Raw genomic sequence first — 7,380 nt, forward strand, 5'->3', positions numbered from 1 at the left:
AAAAGGAACACTATGGGTGCCATCAGCGTGGGGGCCGGCGTTCTGATCGCCGTGGTAGTTGTCATCCTCCTGGTCTTGCTCTTCACGATCACCAGGTTGTTCAAAAAGGTGCCGCAGGGGAAGGCACTGATCATTTCGAAGGTCCGCCGCGTCGACGTGACGTTCACCGGCGCGATCGTCCTGCCGGTGCTGCACAAGGCCGAGATCATGGACACGTCGGTCAAGGCGATGGAGATCACCCGCACCGGTCGTGAGGGCCTGATCTGCCGGGACAACATCCGCGCCGACATCCGGATCTCGTTCTTCGTCCGGGTCAACAAGACCGTCGAGGACGTCATCAAGGTCGCGCAGGCGATCGGCACCGAACGCGCCAGCCACGAGGCGACGCTGCAGGAGCTGTTCAACGCCAAGTTCTCCGAGGCGCTGAAAACCGTCGGGAAGCAGCTCGACTTCGTGGATCTCTACACCAAGCGCCACGAATTCCGCGACCAGATCATCCGCGTCATCGGCACCGACCTCAACGGGTACAGCCTGGAGGACGCGGCCATCGACTACCTCGAGCAGACGCCGATGGCGCAGCTCGACTCCGCGAACATCCTCGACGCGCAGGGTATCCGCAAGATCACCGAGCTGACCGCGATCGAGCACGTGCGCACCAACGAGTTCCGCCGCAGCGAGGAAAAAGAGATCACCCGCCAGAACGTGGACGCCAAGGAGGCGATCCTCGAACTGGAGCGGCGGCAGGCCGATGCCGAGATCAAGCAGCGCCGCGAGGTCGAGACCATGCGGGCGCGCGAAGAGGCCGAGATCGCCAAGGTCCAGGCGGAGGAGCGGCTCAAGTCGCAGGCCGCCGGACTGCGCACCGACGAGCAGCTCGGCATCCAGCACCAGAACCAGCAGCGTGAGATCGAGGTCGCGGGCAAGAACCGCGAGCGCGTCATCGCCATCGAGAGCGAGCGCATCGAGAAGGACAGGCTGCTGGAGGTCATCGGCCGCGAACGCGAGACCGAGCTGTCCCGGATCGCCAAGGACAAGGAAGTCGAGACCGAGAAGCGGTCCATCGCCGAGGTGATCCGCGAGCGGATCGCGGTCGAGAAGACCGTGGCGGAGCAGGAAGAGAACATCAAGAAGCTCCGCGTCGTCGAGGAGGCGCAGCGTCAGCGCGAGGCCACGATCATCCGGGCCGAGGCGGAGGCGCAGGAGAACCTCGTCAAGGACATCAAGGCCGCGGAAGCCGCCGAGGCGGCCGCCAAGCACAAGGCCCGCGAGGAACTGACGCTGGCCGAGGCGCGGCAGCAGGCCGCCGAGCTGGAGACCCGCGCGAAGATCCGCCTGGCCGAGGGCATCCAGGCCGAGGAGGCCGCCGTCGGCCTCGCCGCGGCGCAGGTCAAGGAACGCGACGCCGACGCGCTGGAGAAGGTCGGCCGTGCCGAGGCGATCGTCGAACGCGAGAAGGCGGTCGTGCTCGCCGACGCGATGCGCGACAAGCTCAAGGGCGAGGCCGAAGGTCTCACCGAGAAGGCCGCCGCGATGGCCGCGCTCGACAGCGCCAGCCGCGACCACGAGGAGTACCGCCTGCGCCTGGAGGCGGAGAAGGAGATCCGGCTCGCCGCGCTCAAAGTGCAGCGCGAGGTCGCCGAGGCGCAGGCCACGGTGCTCGGCATCGGGCTGGAGAAGGCCGACATCGACATCGTCGGCGGCGAGACGATGTTCTTCGAGAAGGTCATCGGCTCGATCGGGCTGGGCAAGAGCGTCGACGGATTCGTCGAGCACTCGGACGTCGTCCAGACGCTCGGGAAGTCGTGGCTCGACGGTTCGGGCAGCTTCACCGACGACATCGGCAAGCTGCTCGGCTCGGTGAGCACGGAGGACGTGAAGAACCTGACGCTGTCGGCCTTCCTGGCCAAGCAGCTGCAGGCGGGCGGCCCGGACAGCGGCAAGGTGCAGGAACTGCTCGCCATGGCGCAGCGGCTCGGCCTCGCCGACAAGTCCGTCGCCGCCCTCGCCCCCGCGAAGCAGTGACGGCGACCGAACCGGCGGCGGGAGCGGAGCAGCAGCTGGACGCGGGCACCTACGAGGTGCTCCGCGCCCGGCTCGCCGCACAGGCCGCCGAACTGGCCAAACGCGCGGACGAACTCAACACCGCGCGGCTCGGGGTCTTCGGCAGCGCGCAGCTCGCGCTGATCGGCACGGAGCGGATCCGCACCGCGAACAACTGCGTGCCCCGCGACGTCGTGTCGGTCGGCGGGCGGATGTTGTTCGGCTACAACGTCTTCATCGGGCTCAAACCCGAGACGACGGTCGACGACGTCTTCTCGCTGCACGGCTTCAGTCATGACGAAGAAGCTTTTCGCTTCGACGACGTGCCCGCCGAAGAGCTGCCGGGACTGTTGCGCGACGAGCAGTTCGTCCGCGACTTCGCCGAGCTGTACCGGTACTACCGGCAGGCGAAGCTCCTGCAGTTGCGCCGGGTCGAGGGCAAACTGCTCGCGGTCTTCCAGATCGGCCCGCGGACCGAGGACATCCGCGTGCTGCGCTGGGGTATCGCCGCCGACGGCACCGTGTCCTATGTGGACAGCCGGGGCGAACGCGATCACGTCTTCCCGCCGTCGCACGACTTCGAATGGATCGAGACCAGCCGCGAACAACACGTCCTCGGGCGGCATCCGCACATCTCGATCGAGGACGAGGTGTTCGTCGAGACCGTCGGCGGCAACCTGACGATCAAGATCGAGAACAACACCGAGACCGGTGAGGGTGTCTACTCCGAGCCGGTCGACGAGCCGCTGCAGAGCCTGGCGGACGCCGAGGTGTCGTACGCCCGGATCGGGCCGCTGATCCTGCTGCGGATGCTGCCGTACAAGGAGACCGAGCACCGGTATCTGGTGTTCAACACCCGCACCCGGGACGTGGTGCGCCTCGACGGGATCGGGCAGGCGTGCCAGCGGCTGCCCGAGGACCACGGCATCATCTTCCCAGGCGGGTACTACCTCGACACGGGTGTCAGCAAGACGTTCGACACCACGGTGGACGAGCTCGAATTCGAGCGCGTGATCCGCTCGCCCAACGGGGAGGACGTGCTCTACGTCTTCCACGCGCGGGCCGAGGGACGCTCGCTTCTCCTGCCGTACAACGTGATCCGCAAAGAGGTCTCGAACCCGATCCCGTGCCACGGGTACTCGCTGTTCGACGACGGCACGATGGTGCTGTTCCGCGCGCTGTCCGACGAGCCGAGCCGCGTGCACCCGATGCAGGTGTGGCGGACGCCGTTCCAGTCGGACACCTACGCCGCGTCGCAGCCGGCCGGGACGGGGCCGCTGGAGCGGGTCGGCAACGCCGATCTGGTCCGCGGGATCTCCGACTGTCTTTCGATCGGCCGGATGGTCGGCGAGATGGCGCCGTCGGCGGCGGTGTTCGAAGCCCTGATCGCCGCGTGCGCACGGGTTTTCGATCACTACCACTGGCTGGGCGAGGCCGAGCTCGGTGATCTGCGGTCGCCGCTTTCGGACGTCCGGGTCACCGCGGAGCAGGTGCTCGACGAGTTCGAGACGGTCACCTCGCTCACCGCGCAGGCGGCCGAGGCCGTCGAAGAGGCGGCCGCGGAAACCGCGTCGCTCGTGCGGAGGGTGCGCGGCGAGGCGCTGAACGCGGCCGACGCCTGGGTGCGCAGGCTCGCCGAAATGCACCGTGCGCGCGGACATCTCGTCACCGTCCGGGAACTGCGGTACGTCGACACCGAGCGCGTCGACAAGCTGATCGCCGACCTGGACACGGAATTCGGCGAGGCCGCGCAGCGGGCCGTCCGGTTCCTCCAGGGCGAGGACGCGTTCACGGGTTACCACGCCAAGGTCGACAGGCTGATCGAGGCCGCGGGCTCGATCTCCACCGTCGCGGAAGCGGTTCCGGTCGCCGAACAGCTGGACGAACAGTCCGGCGGGCTCGAAGTGCTGACCGACGTCGTCGGCGGGCTGGAGATCGCGGACGCCGTGGTGCGGACGAAGATCCTCGAACGCGTCGGCGAGGTCATCGGCGCGGTCAACCGGGCTCGGGCCACCCTCGACGCGCGGCGCAAGGAGCTGCTGGAGACCGAGGGCCGGGCGGAGTTCGCCGCCGAGTTCGCGCTGCTCGCGCAGGCCATCACCGGCGGGCTCGCGGTCGCGGACACCCCGGACCGCTGCGACGAGCAGCTCGGCAGATTGCTGCTGCAGCTGGAAAACCTCGAATCGCGGTTCGGCGAGTTCGACGACTTCCTGGTGTCGCTGGGGGAGAAGCGCACCGACGTCTACGAGGCGTTCTCCTCGCGCAAGCAGGCACTGCTCGACGAACGGGCGCGTCGCGCCGACCGGCTGGTCGATTCGGCCGAACGGATCCTCGCGAGCGTGACCAGGCGCGTCGGCACGCTCGGCTCGGTCGACGAGATCAACACCTACTTCGCCTCCGACCCGATGGTCGCGAAGCTGCGCAGCGTCGTCACCGAGCTGCGTGAACTCGGCGACCAGGTGCGCGCCGAAGAGCTCGAAGGCCGAGTCAAGGCGGCTCGCCAGGAAGCCGGCCGCGCGCTGCGGGACAGGCTCGACCTCTACGGCGAGGGCGGGGAGACGATCCGCCTGGGCCGCAACACTTTCGCGGTCAACACCCAGGACATCGACCTCACCCTGGTGCCGCACGACGGCGGGATGAAGTTCGCGATCACCGGGACCGACTACCGCTCGCCCGTCCGCGACGAGTCGTTCGAGGCGACACGGCCGTACTGGGATCAGCTGCTGGTCTCGGAGTCGCCCGAGGTCTATCGCGCCGAGTATCTGGCGACGTCGATCCTCGACGAACGGCCGGATCTGCAAGAGGCCGACCTGCTGGAAGTCGTCCGGCGCGTCGCGGGGGACCGCTACGACGAGGGTTACGCGCGCGGCGTGCACGACCACGACGCGGCGGCGATCCTGTCGGCGCTGCTGCGGTTGCGGTCCGCCGCCGGATTGCTGCGGTACCCGCCCGCGGCGAGGGCCGCCGCTCAGTTGTTCTGGGCTTTCGGCGTCGAAGAAGCGGCGAAGTCCGCGTGGACGACGCGCGCCGCGTCGCTCGCGCGGGTGCGGGAAGCGTTCGGCCACACCACGGCGATCGACTCGTTGGCAGGCGAGTTCGCCGAGGCGATGGCCGCGTTCACCGCGTCGTCCGGGCTGACGCTGGACCTCGAATTCGCCGGTGAGTACCTGTTCGAGGAACTCGCCGACGCGTCACCGGGGTTCGTCACCAGTGGTGGCGCGCGGACGCTGCTCGACAAGTTCCGGCTCGACCGCCGGAGCTTCGCCGAAGACCTGCGAGCGCTGGAAGACCTCGCCGATCGCCACCAGCTCGCCGAAGCCTGGCTTTCGTCCTTTGTGGACTCGGCCGGGATTCCGGGCGACGAGCTGGCGGAGGCCGTCGCGATGGAACTCACCGATCTGCCGCGCTACGAGTCGTCGGCGGAGCTTTCGGCCACTGTGGACGGTCTGCTCGGCTCGCATCCGCGAATCGTCAACCGGTCCCTGACCCTGCGGCTCGACGAGACGCTGGCCAGGACGCGGCGGTTCCGGCGTGACCGGGTGCCGGGTTTCCGGGCGTATCAACGGCAGCGCAACGAACTGGTGGCCGCCGAACGGGACAGGCTGCGGCTGGCCGAGTACAAGCCGAAGGTGATGAGTGCCTTCGTGCGCAACAGGCTGCTCGACGAGGTCTACTTGCCGCTGATCGGCGACAACCTCGCCAAGCAGCTCGGCGCGACCGGCGACGCCCGGCGCACCGACCAGTCCGGTCTGCTGTTGTTGATCTCGCCGCCCGGCTACGGCAAGACGACACTCATGGAGTACGTCGCGAGCCGCCTCGGGCTGGTGTTCGTCAAGGTGAACGGGCCGGCGCTCGGGCATGAGGTCACGTCGGTGGATCCGGCGGACGCGCCCAACGCGACCGCGCGGCAGGAGGTCGAGAAGATCTCGTTCGCGCTGGAGCAGGGCAACAACGTGCTGCTGTATCTGGACGACATCCAGCACACCTCGCCGGAACTGCTGCAGAAGTTCATTTCGCTGTGCGACGCGCAACGGCGGATGGAAGGCGTGTGGGAAGGCCAGACGCGGACCTATGACCTGCGTGGCAAGCGGTTCGCCGTCTGCATGGCCGGTAACCCGTACACCGAGCAGGGGAAGCGGTTCCGGATCCCGGACATGCTCGCCAACCGCGCGGACGTGTGGAACCTCGGCGATGTGCTGTCCGGTAAGGAAGAGCTGTTCGCGCTGAGCTACATCGAGAACTCGCTCACCGCGAACACCGTACTGGCCCCGCTGGTCTCGCGGGAACGGTCCGATGTGGACGTTCTCGTGCGGCTCGCCCGCGGCGACGGCGCCGTCCGGGCGGACCAGCTGAAGCACGCGTACTCGGCGACCGAACTGGAGCAGATCCTCGCCGTGCTCCGGAAACTGATCCAGGTGCAGCGGATCGTCCTGAAGAACAATCAGGCGTACATCGCTTCTGCCGCGCAGGCGGACGCGTCGCGGGTCGAACCGCCGTTCCAGCTGCAGGGTTCGTACCGGAACATGAACAAGCTCGCCGGCCGGATCGTGCCCGCGATGAACGACGCCGAACTGGAAGCGCTGATCGACGACCACTACGCCGGTGAGGCGCAAACGCTCACCTCGGGCGCGGAGGCGAACCTGCTGAAGCTGGCCGAATTGCGCGGACGGCTGAGCGCCTCGGAGGAGCAGCGGTGGGCGGACGTCAAGGCCGCTTACCTTCGTGCGCAGGCGCTCGGCGGGGACGACGAGGACCCGATGAGCCGGGCGGTCGGCGCCATGGGGCTGCTGGCGGACCGGGTCGGTGCGGTGGAAGCGGCCATCGAACGTGCTTCGGAGCGGATGGTCGTCCGGGATGTGATGTAGGGGCCGCGAGGCGTTGCCGGAAAACGGCGACGCCTCGCGGTGTCTGCGTGATCGGAAACTGTCGGTGGTCGGTCGTATGTTGCTCGGGTGGACACACGCGAAGCCACACCTGTGGCATTACTCGAAAAACTCACTGAACCCGGAAGTCTGGAGCCGGTCAACGCTGCCGTCTTCTCTTTGGACGACGCCGATTGTGTTGCTGTTGCGCAGGCGGCGTCGGCGGGGATCGCGCAGCTGGAGGCGGTCCGGTTCCGGGCGATCGCTCAGCTGAACCGGCACCGCGACAGTGCGCGGAGTGTGACACAGGAGGTCGCGCTCGAATTGTCTCTTGTGGACAATCACGCGGGTGCGATGGTCGCCGCCGCCGACGTGTTGACCACCCGTCTGCCCCGCACCCTGGGACTGATGGACCAGGGAAAGCTGGCCGGGTTCAGCGCGATGAAAGTCGCCGCGGCCACCGCCTGGCTGTCGGACG

At 68.0% G+C, this 7,380-nt stretch carries 2 protein-coding genes and 1 pseudogene; all 3 read left to right on the plus strand.

The window, feature by feature from the left end:
* The first annotated feature begins 12 nt into the window (after positions 1 to 12).
* Complete coding sequence (locus tag IE302_RS39445) at positions 13 to 2,022, plus strand: flotillin family protein (RefSeq protein WP_191259560.1); 2,010 nt, start codon at positions 13 to 15, stop codon at positions 2,020 to 2,022.
* Positions 2,019 to 6,905, plus strand: a complete 4,887-nt coding sequence (locus tag IE302_RS39450) for a DNA repair ATPase (protein ID WP_191259561.1) — start codon at positions 2,019 to 2,021, stop codon at positions 6,903 to 6,905. The genes IE302_RS39445 and IE302_RS39450 overlap by 4 nt, the downstream gene beginning before the upstream one ends.
* A gap of 147 nt (positions 6,906 to 7,052) precedes the next feature.
* Positions 7,053 to 7,380: pseudogene (locus IE302_RS39455) on the plus strand (HNH endonuclease); the annotation flags it as partial.

Origin of the sequence: Amycolatopsis oliviviridis, from assembly GCF_014654365.1 — a bacterium.
In the GTDB taxonomy this organism is placed as follows: Bacteria; Actinomycetota; Actinomycetes; order Mycobacteriales; family Pseudonocardiaceae; genus Amycolatopsis; species Amycolatopsis oliviviridis.

What these genes read in the sequence shown, in the direction of transcription:
- IE302_RS39445 (WP_191259560.1), top strand. Translation starts at nt 13, where the DNA reads ATGGGTGCCATCAGCGTGGGGGCCGGCGTTCTGATCGCCGTGGTAGTT.